Source organism: Nocardia asteroides, from assembly GCA_019930625.1.
In the GTDB taxonomy this organism is placed as follows: Bacteria; Actinomycetota; Actinomycetes; order Mycobacteriales; family Mycobacteriaceae; genus Nocardia; species Nocardia sputi.
The window spans coordinates 3,939,265-3,956,417 of sequence record CP082844.1 but is presented as its reverse complement, the minus strand read 5'-3'; the positions used below and the strand labels follow the sequence as shown (position 1 = coordinate 3,956,417).

Sequence of the window (17,153 nt, the reverse complement as noted above, 5' to 3'; positions counted from 1 at the left end):
CGACAGAGATCGTCGTCACTTCGGCGGCGGGGAGACGGTCGTGGCCTGTGAGCGGTTGACAGCGTCCAATAGATTGGTCGCGTGACGAACGAACAGTCGCTTGCCGAGCCGGTCAGCACCTCTCCGGATGGCGGGGGCTGGCGCCCCGACGTCCTAGGCCCGCACTACCAGCAGCGCACGCTGCCCCTGGGGCCCGATCCCGACGGCGAAGGCGAGGTGGTCGCCACGCTGGTGCGTTACGTGCCCAATGGCGCCGTCGAGCAGACCGCTGGGGCGGTGCTCTACGTCCATGGCTTCACCGATTACTTCTTCCAAGAGCATCTCGCCGAGCACTTCACCGCGCGAGGCTTCCAGTTCTACGCGCTCGACCTGCGTAAGTGTGGTCGCTCGCTGCGCGAGGGACACACCCCGCACTATGTGACGGATCTCGCTTTCTACGACCGCGAGCTCGCGGAGTCGCTGCGGATCATCCGGGCCGAGACCGGCGCGCCCGTAGTGCTCAACGCTCACTCCACCGGCGGTCTGGTCGTGTCGCTGTGGCTGGATCGGCTCAACCGTGCCCGGGGCACGGCGGCCGCGGGCATCACCGGCGTCGTGCTCAACAGCCCGTGGTTCGACCTGCAGGGTCCCGCGTACTACCGGACGATCGGCACGCCGATCATCAAAGCGGTCGGGCGGTTCCGGAAGATGGTCCGGTTGCCGGGCGCGAAGATCAGCACCTACGGCGACAGCCTGCACCACTCGGTGTCCGGCGAGTGGAACTACAACTTGGACTGGAAGCCGTTGGAGGGTTTCCCGGTTCGGCTCGGCTGGCTGCGAGCGATCCGCAACGGCCACGCCCAGCTGCACCAGGGCCTCGACATCGGGGTGCCTTCGCTGATTCTGCGCTCTCGGATGACGAAGTTCGCCCGGCAGTACGGTCCCGCCGTGGACGTGGCCGACGCCGTGCTCGACGTCAAGCAGATCCAGCGCTGGTCGGGCTGCCTGGGCGACCGCACCAACATGGTGCCGATCGACGGCGCCAGGCACGACGTGTTCTTGTCCGGCCCCGAACCGCTGGCCCAGGCGTTCGCCGAGCTCGACAGCTGGCTCGATTGGCTCGCGGGCTACCAGGCCCCGGCGGGCGCGAGCTCACCAGAGGCTGGTGCGTAGCACGATCTCGGTGGCCAGCTCGTGGTCGGCTTCGGTGGCCACGTTGGTCACGTCGACCTCGACCACCCGGAACTCGCCGTAGACGAATCGCCCGGACCTGTCGGCCACCGAGCGCGGGAGATTCTTGGTGACCAACAGCGTGGTCGGCACTTCGACCGGGCCGATGGTCGCGTCCCGCACCGCGCCGTCGGCGCCCGGTGCTGCCGGGTGGCCGTGATCGGCCACTACCAGACTCTGGAAGCGGCCGAATCCGCGCGCGCACGCCTGCCAGGCCAGTACCGCGCCCGCGCCGCGCCCGGCCAGGTTGACCCACGGCAACCCCAGTTCGTTCAGGATCGCGGTCACACCCGCCGCATCGAGATCGTGGATCGACTCCACGGCGTAGGTGCGCAGATCCGAGGTGTGCAGGCGCGCGCACACCTGATCGAAGACGTCCGCCGAGTCACCCGCGTCGGGCAGCAGCAGCACGCTGTGCCTGGATTCCGGTCCGTCGATCCGCACGGTCCACGCCCGGTCACCGACCGTGATCTGCCGAGATTCCATGCCGAATCACGCTACACGGATCACGCCACCGCGGCGGTGGGTCGGGCGGCCGGGTTCAGGCGAGCAGGCGCATCCCGGCCCGCTCACCCGCGTTGTGATCGAAGGTGACCGTCAGGTCGCATCCGGCCTCCTGGCCGAGTTGCTGGATCAGCGCGTCGGCGAAGTCAGCGCCGTCGGCGGCCCGGCGCAGCGCCTGACGCACGGTGTCGGCGCGCTCGACCACGATTTCGCTGGAGTCGAGCAGTCCGAGCAGGACATCGGTGACGGCCTCCGGGTCCTGCTTGTACCCGCGGCGCAGCACCCAGTGGATCTCGGCGAGCACGATCATCGTGACGTAACCGGGTTTGCTCTCGCTGAGCCCGTCGATCACCTGATTGGCCCGGGCGGACTGCTCCGGGTCGTCCTGGGTGAGGTAGCGAATCAGCACATTCGCGTCCAAGCCGATCATCGCGCCTTGCCTTCCACGACGTTGCCCGCGATGGCCTCGTTCATCTCGGCCAGGCCGATCGGCGAGCCGGACCAGCCCACGATGCCCTTGAGCGCCTTGATCGTGCGGGTTTCCGGCACCAATTCGTAGGTGCCGTCCGGTGTCGGCACGAACGCGACCCGCACGCCCGTGCGCAAGCCCATCGCCACGCGCACGTCGATCGGGATGGTGATCTGCCCCTTACTGGTCACCGTCGCCGACACCACATTGCCCCCTCGGCTGCCCGGCCTCTTCTCCGCCGCCATCGTCCTCACACCCGACCGTGCTCGATCAGCCCAGATCTTACCTGGCGCCGAATTCCTTACTGCAAGGTAAGGCGCTGGGTGGCTCGCGTCAACCGATACGGTCGCGCGCGAGGACCGCCTCAGTGGCCAGGACAGGCAGGCCGGCGGGCGCACCCTCGGCCAGCAGGCGCTCGAGCGCGGTGAGGTCGAGGTGGGCTTCCATCAGGTCGGCCAGCAGATCCAGCTGTGCGGCACGCACTCCCGCGACCGAGACATCTTCGGCCACAACGAAACCCGACCGGCCCGCCGACGCGGCGACCGCGCGGAGCCAGCCGCGGCGGAACTCGTCGGACTCCAGCAGTCCGTGCAGGTGCGTGCCCCACACCGTGCCACGCACACTGCCCTCGGACTCTCCGTCGACGGTGAGCCACGCCGGGTCGCCGCGGTGGGTGACACGGCCGTGATGGATTTCGTAGCCGCGCACCACGAGTCCCGCGGCGTGCCCTTCGGTGCGGCGCAACACCTTCGACTCGGCGAATTCGACAGTCAGATCCAGCAACCCGAGGCCGTCGACCACGCCGGCGCCGGACTCGACGCGGTCGACAATGCGGCTACCGAGCATCTGATATCCGCCGCAGACGCCCAGGATCGGTCCGCCCGCCGTGGCGCGCGCCCGCAGAGCGTCGGCGATGCCGGTACGCCGCAACCACCGCAGATCCGACACCGTCGCCTTGCTGCCGGGCAGCACCACCAGATCGGCGTCCGCCAGCCGGGACGGCTCGCTCACCCAGCGCACCGCGACGCCGGGCTCGCAGGCCAGCGCCTCGACGTCGGTGGAGTTGGAGATGCGCGGGAGCCGGATCGCGGCGACGGTCAGCCATTCCGCGCCCACCGGCGGACGGGGACGGCCGACCGGCGCGTCGGCGAGGGTGCCCAGCGAGTCCTCCGCGTCGATCCAGAGGTCCTCGGCATACGGGAGCACACCCAGAGTGGGGCGGCCGGTGAGTTCGGTGAGGCGCTCCAGCCCCGGCCGCAGCAGCTCCACCGCGCCGCGGAACTTGTTGACGATGAAACCGGAAATCAATTGCTGGTCTTCCGGTTCCAGAATGGCGACGGTGCCGAACAGGTGGGCGAGCACGCCTCCGCGGTCGATGTCCCCGACGAGCAGCACCGGCAGGCCCGCGGCCCGCGCGAGACCCATGTTCGCCAGGTCGGTCGCGCGCAGGTTGATCTCGGCGGGCGATCCGGCGCCCTCACAGACGACCACGTCGAAGTCGGCGCGCAGCGCGGCGAGTTCGGCGGCCACTACGCCGCGCAACTCCTGGCGATGCCGGAAGTAGTCCTCAGCCCCGACGGTCCCGATCGCCCGCCCCCGCACGACCAGTTGGGACCGCCGGTCGCTGCCCGGCTTGAGCAGGACGGGATTGAACCGCACGCTCGGCTCCAACCCGCACGCCTGGGCCTGCAACGCCTGCGCCCGCCCGATCTCCCCGCCGTCGAGGGTGACCACGGAGTTGTTGGACATGTTCTGCGCCTTGAACGGCGCGACGCGCACGCCGCGCCGAGCCAGCATCCGGCAGATCCCGGCCACGACGACGCTCTTACCCGCATCCGAGGTCGTGCCCGCGACCAGCAGGGCGCCCTTCATCACGGCCGAATCCTCCGGTGTGCGACCGGCCAGGCCGTCCGTCACGGGAGGGTCAGTATCTCGGCCCCCGACTCGGTGACGACCAACGTGTGCTCGAACTGCGCGGTCCACTTGCGATCCTTGGTGACCACGGTCCAGCCGTCGTCCCAGATCTCGTAGTCGATGCCGCCGAGGTTGATCATCGGCTCGATGGTGAACGTCATGCCCGGTTCGATGATGGTCTCCACCGCGGGCTGGTCGTAGTGCAGCACGACCAGACCGCTGTGGAACGTCGGGCCGACACCGTGGCCGGTGAAGTCACGCACCACGCCGTAGCCGAAACGATTGGCGTAGGACTCGATGACGCGGCCGATCACATTCAGCGCCCGGCCCGGCCGTACCGCCTTGATGGCCCGCATGGTGGCCTCTTCGGTCCGCTCGACCAGCAGGCGCACCTCCTCCTCGACATCACCGGCGAGGAAGGTCTTGTTGGTGTCGCCGTGCACCCCGTCGATGTAGGCGGTAACGTCGATGTTGACGATGTCGCCGTCCTCGATCACGGTCGAGTCCGGGATGCCGTGGCAGATGACCTCGTTCAGCGAGGTGCAGCACGATTTCGGGAAACCCTTGTACCCCAGGGTCGACGGGTACGCCCCGTGGTCGCACATGTACTCGTGCGCGATGCGGTCGAGCTCGTCGGTGGTGACGCCGGGGGCGACCGCCTTACCCGCCTCTTCCAGCGCCTGCGCGGCGATCTTGCCCGCGATCCGCATCTTCTCGATCGTCTCCGCGGTCTGCACCCACGGCTCGCGTCCCTCGTTGGCGGTCTTCTTCCACGCGTATTCCGGGCGCTCGATGGTGCGCGGGACTTCGCGGGTGGGCGACAACGTGCCGGGAACGAGCGGCTTGCGAGTGCGGACAGACATAGCGAACAGCGTAATCGGACGACCGCGCCGATGCCGAGAGCCAGGCGGAATAGTTTCGGACCACGGTCCGTTTCGTAAATGGTTGACATTGAAACCAGTCAGGAAGGAGGCTCGTGCCGTGGAATTGGGACTCACGACCTTCGCCGAGCTCTATCCCGTCGGCGACCGGCCCGCGCCGACCGCGGCCGAGCGGCTGCGCCAGGTCGTCGCGGAAGCCGTCACCACCGAGCGGGCGGGTCTCGACGTCTACGGCGTCGGCGAGCATCACCGCAGAGACTTCGCCGCCTCCGCCCCCGCGGTGGTACTCGCGGCCATCGCGGCGCGCACCGAACGCATCCGGCTGACCAGTGCGGTCAGCGTGCTGAGCTCCGACGATCCGGTCCGGGTGTACCAGGATTTCGCGACGCTGGACGGCTTGTCCGCCGGCCGCGCCGAGCTGATGGCCGGGCGCGGTTCGTTCACCGAGTCGTTCCCGCTGTTCGGTTACGACCTGGCGGACTACGACGAACTGTTCGAGGAGAAGCTGGCGCTGCTGCTGCGCCTGCGCCAGGACGAGCCGGTGACCTGGAGCGGCAAGTTCCGGCCGCCGCTGCGCGACGCGGTCGTGTACCCGCGCACCGACCACCGACCGCTGCCGGTCTGGATCGCGGTGGGCGGTAGCCCGGAGTCGGTGATCCGCGCCGGACTGCTCGGGCTTCCACTGGCCATCGCGATCATCGGCGGACAGCCTGCCCGGTTCAAGCCTCTGGTCGAGCTCTACCATCGCGCTCTGGAACAGGGCGGCCATTCCGAGCAGCCGGTGGCGGTGCACGCGCACGGGTACGTCGCCGACACCGACGAGCAAGCCGTCGCCGACTTCTACGAGCCGTACGCGCTGGCGATGAGCGTCATCGGACGCGAGCGCGGCTGGGGTCCGATGACGCGCACGCAGTTCGACGGATTGCGCTCGCCGGAGGGCTCGCTGTTCGTCGGCTCACCCGACTACGTCGCCGAGAAGATCGCCGCCGTCGGCCGCACGCTGGGGCTGGACCGTTTCATGCTGCACACCAGCGTCGGCACTCTGCCGCACGAAAAGGTCCTGCGCACCATCGACCTGCTCGGTGAGAAGGTCGCCCCGCAGGTGCGCTGAGCCGGTCGCGCGGACGACAGCTCCTGTGTCGGTGGATCGCCCTACCATGGGCGCGTGTCCGCACTACCTCTCATCTTCACCGCGGGCTGGGCCAGCGGCGTGAACGCCTATGCGGTGGTCCTGCTCCTCGGACTCTTCGGCCGTTTCGGATTCGCGGATTCGGTGCCGGATGCGTTGCAGCGCACCGATGTCCTGATCGCGGCCGCGGTGTTGTTCCTGCTCGAGGCCGTGGCGGACAAGATCCCGTATCTCGACTCGTTCTGGGACGCGGTGCACACGGTGGTGCGGCCGGTCGCGGGGGCCGTGGTGGCGGCGTTGCTGGCCGGGCAGGACGGATCGCTCCCCGAACTCGCAGCGGGCGCGGTCGGGGGTGTGGCCGCGCTGGTGAGCCACCTGGTGAAGGCGGGAACGCGGATGGCCGTCAACACCTCTCCCGAGCCCGCCAGCAACATCGTGGTCAGCACCGCCGAGGACGTGACCGTCGCGGGCGTGATCACCCTCGCCGTCTTCCACCCGGTGGCCGCGGCGGTGGTCGCGGCGGTCCTGCTCGTCATCGGGGTGACGCTGGTGTACTTCTTCGCGAGCCGGATTCGCCGCTTCCGCAAGCAACGGCGTGCCCGCCGGGCGGCACGCAGAGGTCAGCCCACACTAGTTGCGGAATAATTGCCACATAGCGGAATCGCTACGGGCGTGCCGCGCCAGTCGACCACGCGGCACGCCGGGCGGGGCGCCCCATTGCGCCCGCCGTCACTGTGCCGGCGACGCTGTTGCCCGGATGGAGCCACTGGTCGGATGACTCGGCACCGGGACGTCACCACTCGGACGAGACCACCGTCGCGACGAGCTGGTTGTTCGAGCTCATTGCTCGGGCAAACGGCGGCGGCCACCGGCCACGTCGGTTACCAGATCAGTGTATCCGTCGACCAGTTCGGCGAGTTGATACCAGTGTTTATGGGTATTGTCGCTGCGCCCGCCCTCGGTGTGGATGACCTGATTCGCGTCCACCCAGCTGCGCGCCATACGATCCACTACGGAACCGAGACTTTCGGTGTGCAGCGAGGACCCGTTGCGATGCTGCGGGATCTCCTGCGTGACCCAGTCGTTGATCTCGTCGACGAGCTCGCGGCGCCTGCAGTCGATTTCGGCGACGAGTGCGGCGTCCACCACCTGCGCGCGACGCTGGTGCAACTCGGCGAGTGCGTGCGCGGACCGTAGTAGTTCCCGGTCTTGGAAACGACGTCCTTGGAAAGCGCACAGCAATTGCGGGGCGGTCGGTAAGACGCCGACTGTCGGCGCGCTCACCGCCGCACTCCGAGTTCTCCCGACACCAACGCTTCTTGTACCAACATAATTGGCTCTCGATTCCGTTATCCCGGTCATCGGATCGTTGTCACAACTAGGCTAGCTGGATCATGCACGTACAGATGCAAGAACGCAAGATTGCGTCTGCATTTCTGCGGTCAAGGGCTCCTGACGGCGATTTCACGCCCAGAGCACACTCGCCGCAACAATTTTCGGCTTATCGGCCGAGCCTCGCCACACCGATCGGCTATCTCGAAAGCATGCCCGGCAACCGCCGCTCTTGCCATGATTTCCGGTCATTTCCCCCGTCGCATACCGCAAAGTCGGTACGAATTTTCCTATCGCCACGGACCTTCGGTTTCCGGCGGCATCCGGGCGGTTCGGCCGAACCTCGCGAGGCGATACTTCGCGGTCGGCATCACCGGTCGAGCCGCCGTGCCGATCCCGAAGCGTCGCACCGGCGATGCGATCGATCTTCGACCGCATGGCCGCGTTCAGAGCTGGGTCAGCGCGGTGAGTAGGGTCAGCGCGGGCAGAACTCCTTGCACTATGGCGCCTCTGGCGAACCGACGGTCATGCGCCACCAGAACCACCGCCGCGGCGAGCATCGACCCACACCCGGCCGCCACCAGCGCCCATCCCGCCTCCGGCGCCTCCCGCAGGATCGCAACGCCGACCAGTGTCGTCACGGCGAGAAACAGGTTGTAGAAGCCTTGATTGAACGCCCACGGCCGCGCCGCGGGCAGTTCGGCCTCGGAGATCCGGAAGACCCCCCGGTACACCTTGGGATCGGTGAACCGAACAGACTCCATGATGAAGATGCCGACATGGAGCAGTGCGGCCGCGACGGCGAGCACTTGAACAACCCAGAGCATTCCACCTCCTCACGAAGCGCACCGACCGGGGACGCCGACAACGGATCTCGTGCGGCCCGCGCGACGGCCGGGCCGGCTCCGGCGTGCCGAGGCATCTTATGGCCACAGCCATGGCAGGTCGCGCAATACACCGCCGACACGCCGCCGCCCGACCCGGTCCGATCGGCGAGAGCCCCACAGCCCCGGGACCATCGCGAGCGATACCTGTTGCCGACGCGAGCTCGGCACCGCTCGCCGACATCGTTCCAGCGACACTTGCCCGCGCCAACCTCCCTCTCTATATCACCCGTAATAACCAACCCGATGTTCGCCAGGCATAAACTGGGTATCTACCGCAGGACTACCACATCCGACACAGAGCAGGGCCATGGCCGGTTCGGACCCGTTCGCCACACAGCACGATCGGCCTCCAGGTATCGAGCGCGAACTGGAGGGCGCGGGTCTCGACGACCCCGAACTGATCGGCAAGGGCGGGTTCGGGGTCGTCTACCGCTGTCGGCAACGGGCGCTGAATCGCAGCGTCGCGGTCAAGGTGCTCACCGCACGGCCGGATGTCGAACCGGAGAACGTCGAACGATTCCTGCGCGAGCAGCAGGCGATGGGTGCGCTGTCCGGGCACCCGAACATCGTCCCGATCCTGCAAGTGGGGACCACGCGCAGCGGACGGCCCTACCTGGTGATGCCGTATCACTCGCAGGGTTCGTTGGAGAACCGCATCCGCCGGGAAGGATTCCTGCCGTTGCCCGACGCGCTCGCGATCACCGTCAAATTGGCCGGCGCCCTGGAGACCGCGCACCGCGCCGGAATTCTGCATCGCGACATCAAGCCGGGGAATGTCCTGCTCACCGATTACGGTGAGCCCCAGCTCACCGACTTCGGGATCGCCCGTGTCGAAGGCGGTTTCGAGACCACCACGGGCGTGGTGACCGGCTCCCCCGCGTTCACCGCGCCGGAGGTGCTGCGCTCCGGCGTTCCGTCGGTCGCCTCGGACGTCTACGGGCTCGGCGCGACGCTGTTCGCCATGATCACCGGTCACGCGGCGTACGAGCGCCGGTCCGGCGAGCAGGTCGTCGCACAGTTCCTCCGCATCGCCGCCGACCCGGTCCCCGATCTGCGGCTCGACGGCATCCCCGACGACATAGCCGCCGCCGTCGAAGCCGGCATGGCGCACGATCCCGCCGACCGTCCGCCCTCGGCCGCCGCATTCGGTGAGATGCTGCGCGAGATCCAGCGCGGCAACGACATGCTGGTGGAGCACATGACCCTCCCCACCGCCGATCATCCGGCCGCCGGAGACCTCAGCACGCGGCCGTTGATCGCCACCCCGCGCTTTCCCACTCCCCACCCCAGGACACCGCCGACACCCGAGACCAAGTTCCGCCCGGCGATGCCCACTCGGCCGCTGGTCCAACGCGACCGCCTGATCAACGCGTTGCAAGCCGAGCCGCGACCGCGCCTGGCCGTCATCCATGCCCCCGCCGGGTTCGGCAAGAGCACGCTGGCCGCCCAATGGGCGAAACATCTCGCCGAGACCGAGCACGTGGCCGTGGCCTGGTTGAACGTCGACCGCGACGACAACAACGTCGTCTGGTTGCTGACGCACCTGATCGAGGCGTTCAACCGCGTCACCCCCGCACTGGCGCCCGACCTGGCTGCGGTCCTGGAAGAGGGCGACGACGCCGCCGCGCGTTATGTGCTCACCACGCTGATCGACGCGATTCACGCCCGCGACGAGCGATTCGCCCTGGTGATCGACGATTGGGATCGGATCACCGACCCGGCCGCCGTCGATGCGCTGCATTACCTGCTCGAGCAGGGCCCCCACCACCTTCAGATCATCCTGACCAGCCGATCGCTGGAAAGTCTGCCGTTGGGCACCATGCGCGTGCGCCACCAGCTCGTGGAGATCGATGCCGCCGCATTGCGTTTCGACGCCGAGGAGGCTCGTGCGTTCCTCGCCGAGCAGACCGGCCTGAGCCTGGCCGACGCCGAGAGCGCCGAGCTGCGCGACTACACCGAGGGCTGGGCGGCGGCCTTGCAACTGGCCTCGCTGTCGCTGCGCGAGCACCCCGACCCGGCCTCGCTGATCGCCCACCTGTCCGGGCACCATCACGCCATCGCCGAGTACCTGGCCGAGAACGTGCTCGACACCGTCGAGCCCGAGCTCCTCGACGCCCTGCTGAAAACCTCGCTGCCCGAACGGATCTCCGGTAGCCTCGCCGCGGCGCTGACCGGTGGACCGCACGGGCAGTCCCTCCTGGAGAATCTCGAACGCCGCAATCTGTTCCTGCGCCGCGTCGACGAAGACGGCGAATGGTTCCGCTACCACCATCTGTTCGCGGAGTTCCTGCGCAGGCGACTCGAACGCGACCGCCCCGAGCAAGTGCCCGGTCTGCACCGGACGGCAGCCGCCTGGTTCGGCGACCACGGGATGCTCAGCGAGGCCATCGAACACGCGCTGGCCGCCGACGACGATGAGAAGGCCGTCGGCATACTCGAGGCGAAATCTCGTGATCTGGTGCAGGAAGCCCAGCTCGCGACGTTTCTGGGACTGGTCGCCAAACTTCCTCCGGCGGCCGCCGCCGACCGCCCCCGGCTCCAGGTCGGCATCGCCTGGACGAACGCGCTGCTGCGCAGGCCCACCGAACTGCATGCCGCGTTACGGCTGGTCCGGGCGTCGCTGGAGAAGGCTCCGGCCGCCGACCCCGATCTCGCGCTCGAAGCCGACCTCATCGCATGCGTGGAACGCGCGTTCGCCGACCACCCCGAAGGCGTGGACGCCGTAGTCGACAAGTGCCTGAGCCGGGCGGACACGCTGGGTCCGTGGGCGCTGGCCGCGGCCGCGAACCTCGCCGCGTTCTCCGCGATCAGCCGGTTCGACTACGAGCGGGCGCGGGAATGGCACGACTGGGCCACCCCCTTCTACCGGCAGAACCGCAGCACGTTCATCTTGATGTACAGCCACAGTCTGGTCGGCGTCGCGGCGCGTGAACAGCTCGACATCGCGACGGCGGAACGCAGTTTCCGGACCGCGCTCGAGATCGCCACCACCTCTTCGGGCCCGCAGTCCTACGCCGCGCGTCTGGCAGGCGCTTTGCTCGGCGAGCTGCTCTACGAACGCGACCAGCTCCCGGCGGCCGAGCGCCTGCTGGACGAGGCCGGCCGGCTCGGCACCGAGGGCGGCCCCGTCGACTTCCTGATGGCCAACTACGCCACCGGCGCCCGGATCAAGGCTTTGCGCGGTGATCTGGCGTCCGCGGCGCGGCGACTGGACGACGGCGCCGAGGTCGCGCGGGCCCTGAAGCTGCCGCGACTGGCCACCCGCATCGCCAACGAGCAGGTCCGGCTCGGCCTGACCGCCACCTACGTCACCGAACCCCCGGCCGGAGAAGGCGGTATCGCCACGATGGCCGCCGAACTACGCGAGGATTCCGCGATCCGGATGCTGCTGCGTTCCGGAGCCGCAAAAAGGGTCGCCGCCGCTGGTGCGCGCGCGCAATACCTGCGGAATTCCATCGATGCCGCCCGGCGTCCACGGGCTGCCGCACAGGCCTCCTTGCTGCTCGCCTCCTGCCTCGCGGCCGCTGGAAAGCCCGAAGCGGCCAAGGACGAATTGGTGCCGGTAGTGATCCGGTACGCCGATGCCGGGCTCGTCAGGCCGCTGCTCGACGAGGGGCCGTGGATCATGTCGCTGTTGCACAGCCTGAGCTACGACCTGCGCGAAGGCCGTTGGCACGAAGAACGTCCGATGGTCCCACCGGCGTTCCTGCACCGGCTGCTGGCCCGCTGAAAGCGTCGCCCCGCCGCGCCATGGCGAACGCCGGACATCATCGGCCCGGAACCGCTAGGTGCGCGTCACCTGGCATTCGATCGTTTCCGTTCACAACACCGGTTGCGGACCGCGCGAGGTGTCGGTGTCGAGGATGTGCAACACCCACCGGCCCTTGCCGTCGGCCTTCGCCCGGTACAGACCGGTGTCGGCCGCGTCGAGCAGCGATTCGGCGTCCGCGCCCGCGACCGCGGTGACGACCGCGCCGATGCTGATCGACATGCGCAGCCTCCGATCGCCCGCCGTGATCGGATCGACCAAGGCCTCGAGCAGGCTGTTGGCCACGGTGGCCACCCGGTGGTCGCTGGCAGGCGGCGGGATCAGCGCGACGAACTCGTCGCCGCCGATCCGGGCGACCAGACATCCTGATCCGCGCACGCTGTCCTGCAGGCGTCCGGCGACCGCGGTCAATATCTGGTCACCCGTGCCGTGGCCGTAGCGGTCGTTGACGTGTTTGAAGCGGTCGATGTCGACGAAACACAACCCCGCGCGGTCCCCGTTGCGGGCGTCGGCGATCATCGCGTCGATCCGCTCGATCAGATGCCGACGGTTCGGCAAACCGGTGAGCGGGTCGTGCCGGGCTTGGCGGTGCAACTCTTCGCGCATCCGGTGCTGCTCGGTGACGTCTTCCCCGACCGCGAGCAGATAGTCGCTCTGCCCGTCCACGCCCTTGACGAAGGTGATGGCGAACGACGCCCACCCATAGCTTTCGTCGGCGCGGCGGATCCGCTGTTCCAGCTTCACCGTGCCTTCCCCGGCGGGGACCAGCTTGTCGTACACCAGCGTGCGGATGCCCTCCCGGTCGTTGGGGTGGGCGAAGTCGTAGACGGACACCCCGCGCAGGGCGTCGACCGGGACTCCGATCATCTCGGCCAGGCCCCGGTTGACATCCAGCAGTGTCCCGTCGGTGTCACCTATGGCGATCGCGATGGCGGCGTTGTCGAAGACGACGCGGAACCGCTCGTCGGCGGCGCGGGTCGCCTCGGCGGCCGCGTCCTCGTGCGAGCGCGACTGCGCTTCGTATCCCTGACCGACCGCCGCGAGCAGCGCCGCGAGCCGCCGCCCGGTATCCGCGACCCCGCGTTCGGCCAACCCGTACAGGACTTGCGCGGACGTGCTGGGCACGGCCGGGCCGACCAGCCCGGCGGAGGCCAGCGCCGCGCCCACGCGGAGACCGACGCTCGCGTCGAAGGGTTCGGCCTCCAGGCCGGCCACCAACTCCTCGAGCATGCCGAGCAGTACGGCCTCGGGGTCCGGTAGCGACATGGACCCACCGGCGACGGCCTGCAAAGCGCGCCACCAAACGTTCGCCATCGAGGCGAGTTCGATCTGTTCCACCGCAACCCCCTCACCATTCAGGCCGGAGATAGCCCCCGACGCATCGTATCCACACATGTTCGAGACCGTCGAGTACTCCCGCTCGGAAGTATTCGGCGAGCACGGTGAGGGCGGTGTGCCTATTTCAGCCCGTTCTCCCTGAATATCGACGCACCTTTGTACCGTAAGGTCTTGATCTGCCAGACCCAGGTCGCCTGTACACAGGCGATCAGATCGGCGATGTGAGTCGAGACGGTAGCAGCCGAAGCGGCGTCTTCGATGCCCAAGCGGTCGCATTGTTCGGCGAGCGTCGCGCCCACCTTCCGGAATTCCACGAGCCTTGCGCGCACGATCTCGGTGGCGCCCCCCACGGCGTCCTCCAGCGACCAGCCGGGGTGGTTGAGCAGAACCGCCGGGATCAAGTTGAAGTCCGCGAGATCGACGATGCACTCCTTCTCGAAGGAGAAGACGTCGTTCATCAGCGCTCCGATCTCCACGGTCAGCACCCGGAGCCGACGCAGATCAGCAGCCAACCCGGTGTGGCCGATCCGGTCCCAGGGCAGATAGTCGTTCCGCCCGAACTCACACAGTGCGATCGCGGGATACATGCCCGAGACCTGACCCCGCAGATCGATGTACTCCTCGACGCTGAGCAACCCGCCGCGCGCACGGGCGTTCTGGTCTCGGATCGCGGGCCGCAGATGCTCGATGGTGGACTCGATGAACCGGTCGAGCCAGGCCGGGTCCGCGAGGGCGGACAGCCTGGTGAGAAACGCCGACGTCGAAGCCTCCAACGGGGTGGGGTCCCGCGGCGCCGAGCGCGTACGCAGGAGCACACAGAGCCGGTCGACCGCGACGCGCGCCCGCTGCTGCTCGTCGTCGCCGAGATGCCCGAACTTCTCCCGGCCGACGGTGTCGTTGAGCCAGAACAGGATCGCGTTGTAGAGACCGATGATCGTCATCCGCTCGGCGCTGACCGCACCGGGATGCAGATAGGGCGTCATGCTGTTGTAGTGGGGGCCTGCAGGCTCGAGCCAGATCCCGTGCTCGCGGCAGAAGCGCTCGACCTCCGCACAGGCCTGCGCCCCGAACCGGTTGGGCCGGAAGTCACGGCAGTAATCGACGATGTCCCAGTCGGGCGTACCGAACATCTCGCGCAACGACCACTGTCGCCCGCTGCGCAGCAACTGCTCGTGTTGTCCGCGCATGTCCGATATTTCCCGCTCGAGCGCCGATGTGTACTCACTGACCACAACGACTCCCTCCCACTATGGTTACTTCTAATGAATTGTCTCCGACTTATCGGGGCTGGGATCGGCCCGAGAGCGAAGATCACGCAACATCGGAGCGCTCGATGATGTTCGCGCGCCGGGCATTCGGTGGCGACACCGCAGCGAACTGGGCGTTCGTCCAATGGCGTGGCCGCGGCACGGGGTGGCCGTGGCGCAAAGAGGCAAGCGGCCGGTGGAGGACGTGAGGCGCCCGGCACTCCGATCCACGTCGCCGCGCGCGGGCAACCGCCACTGAAGGCCGTCTCACAAGGGGGCGGCCACGGGGCCCGGCACAGGAGCCGGGCCGAGGCTCACTTCGCCGCCGCCACGTCGTGCATGGTCAGCAGCAGATGGTCGAACCGGGCCCGTTGCGATGCCGGACCGCCGCCCATGGCGGGCACCTCGCCGACCAACTGACGCGCCAGCGTCCGCAACTTGATGTTCGTTTCCTGGGAGCGCCACTGCAACACCCGGAAAGCCTGTTCGGGGTTGATGCCGTAGACGGCCATGAGTACGCCCTTGGCCTGCTCGATCACCCCTCGGGACTCGACCAGTTCGGGCAAAGTGTCGTCGAGAACTTCCTGCCGGTTCTCCTCGAGGGTGCCGGACACGTCGATGAAATAGCCGGCGGTGCCGACCACCGACTTCCGGTCGTCGAGCATGCGGTCGGCGACGACGATGACGTGACGGGTGCGCCCGGCGGTGTCGATCACGCGGTGGCGGCCACAGAACGGTTCACCGGTTCGCACGGCGGTGACGATGGACCGGTCGACGAGCGCGCGGTCGTCGGGGTGCCTGTGCGCCAGCAGCAACTCCGTACTGGGTCGCGTGCTTCCCGCGGGGTAGCCGTAGATCGCGGCCACTTCCTCCGACCATTCCCATCGCTGATCCTCGAACCAGAAGCGGAAGCTACCCACGCTCTGTGGCGTGCCCGCGATGACGCTCTCGATCGCGGAGGCGCTTCTCAGCGCGAGGTGATCCATCCTCGTCACGCGGTCATTATCCATCGGCTTCCACACGCGACGGGACGGAACACGAGACGAAACCAAATTGTGGCAAACTTCTAGCACTCACATTTGGATGCTATATACTGGGAATAGCCTTAAATGTGTGGTCACATCCTTCAATGAGCAATCAATCGGCAATAGCAGGCCGTTGGTCTGGCAACTGTTGCCGACGGTGGCCGCGAACCCGACGGCGGAGGCAGCTCGTCCACCCCGTCCCGGCAGAACTCGACGCGAACCCCATCCTGCCCGCCGCCGGGGATCGACCGAACCCCGGCAACCCGCGTCCCCATTTCGACAGCACGGCGTTCCCGTCGTCTGCGCGAGCACGCCGAGCAGGTCCGCGAGTCTTCGCTCCACGTCGCAATCGAGTAGCCGGTCTGGTTAGCCCCGCAGTATTGCCCCTCATCGCGAACGCCCACGGAAAACAGTGACCATAACGTGGATCACTGGAGGTAGTCTCTGTTGCTGTGCCCACATCGGCACAGATCCGCTGCACGTAGGGCGCATTCGAGGGCGAACGCCGTAACGCGTTCCAGCGAGTGCGCGGACCGAAGGGGTAGTACTGATGGCAGGCAAGCGCACCGTCCTGACCGTCCGCTTGCGCCGGCTGGCGGCGATGTTGCACGAAATGCGCGAGAACGCCCAGCTCAGCAAGGAAGAGGTCAGTGCGAAGACCGGGATCAACGTCACCACGCTGTACCGGATCGAGACCGCGCAGGCCCGCCCCCAGCGTCGCACCCTCATGGCGATGCTCGACCTGTACCGCATCGGCGAGGAACAGCGCGAGGACGCCCTGGAGCTGCTGTCGGACGCACTGAAGCCCGGCATGTCGCGCGCCTACGAGGGCAGCGTGTCGGAGGTGTACGCCGCCTACATCAACTTCGAGTCCGAGGCGTTGTCGGCCCGGCACTACCAAACATCCTTCGTCCCTGGGCTTTTGCAGACCTACGAGTACGCCACGGCCGTGATCGACACCTCGATGCCGAAGCTGGAGGCGTCGGTCATGGAGAGCAGAGCCAAGGCCAGGATGGATCGCGCCGTCAACCTCACCAAAGAGGAGCCGCTCGAACTGTGGGTGGTCATGGACGAGGCCGCGATCCGTCGGACCGTCGGCGGGCCCGCGGTGATGCGCGGCCAGCTCGACCGGCTGCTGCAAGAGATCAAGCGCAAGAACGTCATCTTGCAGATCCTGCCGTTCGACGCGGGCGCCCACCCCGGCATGGCGGGCTCGTTCACCTTGCTGGACTTCCCCGATCCCGCCGATCCCGAACTGGTCTACGTGGAGGGCATGGCCGGTGACGAGCTGATCGAGGGCCACACCGAGATCCGGCGCTTCGGGGTGATCTTCGACCAGCTGCGCGCCATGGCGCTGAGTCCACGCGACTCCGCGGCCATGATCGTGGAGGCCGCGCGCCGGATGGACCAGGCGGATTAGCCGGGCATCTTCCGGCGGCGGAGGCCGTT

The 17,153-nt window shown here is 67.9% G+C and carries 15 protein-coding genes; 5 read left to right on the top strand and 10 right to left on the bottom strand.

The features are described 5' to 3' along the window. Positions 1 to 81 precede the first annotated feature (81 nt). Positions 82 to 1,152, top strand: coding sequence for an alpha/beta hydrolase (locus tag K8O92_18155; GenBank protein ID UAK29913.1), 1,071 nt, complete (start codon positions 82 to 84; stop codon positions 1,150 to 1,152). Here K8O92_18155 and K8O92_18150 read toward each other — a convergent pair. The 5 genes from K8O92_18150 to map all read right to left on the bottom strand — a co-directional run bounded on the left by K8O92_18150 (position 1,132) and on the right by map (position 4,959). Continuing rightward, positions 1,132 to 1,695, bottom strand: a complete 564-nt coding sequence (locus K8O92_18150) for an alpha/beta hydrolase (GenBank protein UAK29912.1) — start codon at positions 1,693 to 1,695, stop codon at positions 1,132 to 1,134. The genes K8O92_18155 and K8O92_18150 overlap by 21 nt on opposite strands. Before the next feature lie 55 nt (positions 1,696 to 1,750). Further along, on the bottom strand, positions 1,751 to 2,143 hold the full coding sequence (locus K8O92_18145; protein ID UAK29911.1) for a type II toxin-antitoxin system VapC family toxin: 393 nt from the start codon (positions 2,141 to 2,143) through the stop codon (positions 1,751 to 1,753). Continuing rightward, positions 2,140 to 2,388: an AbrB/MazE/SpoVT family DNA-binding domain-containing protein gene (locus K8O92_18140; protein ID UAK35779.1), complete on the bottom strand. Its 249-nt coding sequence runs from the start codon at positions 2,386 to 2,388 to the stop codon at positions 2,140 to 2,142. The genes K8O92_18145 and K8O92_18140 overlap by 4 nt, the downstream gene beginning before the upstream one ends. 127 nt (positions 2,389 to 2,515) lie before the next feature. Then, positions 2,516 to 4,054 carry a cobyric acid synthase gene (locus K8O92_18135; protein ID UAK35778.1) on the bottom strand — a complete coding sequence of 513 codons (1,539 nt, stop codon included), beginning with the start codon at positions 4,052 to 4,054 and terminating at the stop codon, positions 2,516 to 2,518. Between the two features lie 41 nt (positions 4,055 to 4,095). Further along, complete coding sequence (gene map, locus K8O92_18130) at positions 4,096 to 4,959, bottom strand: type I methionyl aminopeptidase (protein UAK29910.1); 864 nt, start codon at positions 4,957 to 4,959, stop codon at positions 4,096 to 4,098. 118 nt (positions 4,960 to 5,077) lie between these two features. Here map and K8O92_18125 point away from each other — a divergent pair, with 118 nt between their 5' ends. Together K8O92_18125 and K8O92_18120 are read left to right on the top strand one after the other, a co-directional pair. Beyond that, on the top strand, positions 5,078 to 6,088 hold the full coding sequence (locus K8O92_18125) for an LLM class flavin-dependent oxidoreductase (protein UAK29909.1): 1,011 nt from the start codon (positions 5,078 to 5,080) through the stop codon (positions 6,086 to 6,088). 54 nt (positions 6,089 to 6,142) lie between these two features. After that, positions 6,143 to 6,751 (top strand): DUF4126 domain-containing protein, encoded by a 609-nt coding sequence (locus K8O92_18120; GenBank protein ID UAK29908.1) that lies wholly within the window; start codon positions 6,143 to 6,145, stop codon positions 6,749 to 6,751. A gap of 195 nt (positions 6,752 to 6,946) precedes the next feature. On the opposite strand, the gene K8O92_18115 is transcribed toward K8O92_18120, so the two are convergent. Both K8O92_18115 and K8O92_18110 read right to left on the bottom strand, forming a co-directional pair. Then, positions 6,947 to 7,468 carry a DUF4254 domain-containing protein gene (locus K8O92_18115; GenBank protein UAK29907.1) on the bottom strand — a complete coding sequence of 174 codons (522 nt, stop codon included), beginning with the start codon at positions 7,466 to 7,468 and terminating at the stop codon, positions 6,947 to 6,949. A gap of 416 nt (positions 7,469 to 7,884) precedes the next feature. Next, positions 7,885 to 8,265, bottom strand: coding sequence for a DUF1304 domain-containing protein (locus tag K8O92_18110; protein UAK29906.1), 381 nt, complete (start codon positions 8,263 to 8,265; stop codon positions 7,885 to 7,887). Between the two features lie 367 nt (positions 8,266 to 8,632). Between K8O92_18110 and K8O92_18105 the strand changes: the two genes are divergently transcribed. After that, positions 8,633 to 12,055, top strand: coding sequence for a protein kinase (locus tag K8O92_18105; protein UAK29905.1), 3,423 nt, complete (start codon positions 8,633 to 8,635; stop codon positions 12,053 to 12,055). Positions 12,056 to 12,145: 90 nt separating this feature from the next. Here the strand turns inward: K8O92_18105 and K8O92_18100 are convergent, their stop codons facing one another. The 3 genes from K8O92_18100 to K8O92_18090 all read right to left on the bottom strand — a co-directional run bounded on the left by K8O92_18100 (position 12,146) and on the right by K8O92_18090 (position 15,665). Continuing rightward, a complete protein-coding gene (locus tag K8O92_18100) occupies positions 12,146 to 13,408 on the bottom strand; it encodes a diguanylate cyclase (GenBank protein UAK35777.1) in 1,263 nt (420 codons plus the stop codon). A gap of 143 nt (positions 13,409 to 13,551) precedes the next feature. Beyond that, the gene (locus K8O92_18095; protein ID UAK35776.1) at positions 13,552 to 14,619 is read right to left on the bottom strand and encodes a terpene synthase family protein; all 1,068 of its coding nucleotides are present in this window, start codon (positions 14,617 to 14,619) and stop codon (positions 13,552 to 13,554) included. A 374-nt stretch (positions 14,620 to 14,993) separates the two neighbouring features. After that, positions 14,994 to 15,665 (bottom strand): PAS and ANTAR domain-containing protein, encoded by a 672-nt coding sequence (locus K8O92_18090; GenBank protein UAK35775.1) that lies wholly within the window; start codon positions 15,663 to 15,665, stop codon positions 14,994 to 14,996. A 589-nt stretch (positions 15,666 to 16,254) separates the two neighbouring features. Here K8O92_18090 and K8O92_18085 point away from each other — a divergent pair. Then, entirely contained in the window at positions 16,255 to 17,124 is an 870-nt protein-coding gene (locus K8O92_18085) for a helix-turn-helix domain-containing protein (protein ID UAK29904.1), read from the top strand. Positions 17,125 to 17,153 lie beyond the last annotated feature (29 nt).

What these genes read in the sequence shown, in the direction of transcription:
- K8O92_18150 (UAK29912.1), bottom strand. Translation starts at nt 1,695, where the DNA reads ATGGAATCTCGGCAGATCACGGTCGGTGACCGGGCGTGGACCGTGCGG.
- K8O92_18145 (UAK29911.1), bottom strand. Translation starts at nt 2,143, where the DNA reads ATGATCGGCTTGGACGCGAATGTGCTGATTCGCTACCTCACCCAGGAC.
- K8O92_18135 (UAK35778.1), bottom strand. Translation starts at nt 4,054, where the DNA reads ATGAAGGGCGCCCTGCTGGTCGCGGGCACGACCTCGGATGCGGGTAAG.
- map (UAK29910.1), bottom strand. Translation starts at nt 4,959, where the DNA reads ATGTCTGTCCGCACTCGCAAGCCGCTCGTTCCCGGCACGTTGTCGCCC.
- K8O92_18115 (UAK29907.1), bottom strand. Translation starts at nt 7,468, where the DNA reads ATGACCGGGATAACGGAATCGAGAGCCAATTATGTTGGTACAAGAAGC.
- K8O92_18110 (UAK29906.1), bottom strand. Translation starts at nt 8,265, where the DNA reads ATGCTCTGGGTTGTTCAAGTGCTCGCCGTCGCGGCCGCACTGCTCCAT.
- K8O92_18105 (UAK29905.1), top strand. Translation starts at nt 8,633, where the DNA reads ATGGCCGGTTCGGACCCGTTCGCCACACAGCACGATCGGCCTCCAGGT.
- K8O92_18100 (UAK35777.1), bottom strand. Translation starts at nt 13,408, where the DNA reads ATGGCGAACGTTTGGTGGCGCGCTTTGCAGGCCGTCGCCGGTGGGTCC.
- K8O92_18095 (UAK35776.1), bottom strand. Translation starts at nt 14,619, where the DNA reads ATGCGCGGACAACACGAGCAGTTGCTGCGCAGCGGGCGACAGTGGTCG.
- K8O92_18090 (UAK35775.1), bottom strand. Translation starts at nt 15,665, where the DNA reads ATGGATCACCTCGCGCTGAGAAGCGCCTCCGCGATCGAGAGCGTCATC.
- K8O92_18085 (UAK29904.1), top strand. Translation starts at nt 16,255, where the DNA reads ATGGCAGGCAAGCGCACCGTCCTGACCGTCCGCTTGCGCCGGCTGGCG.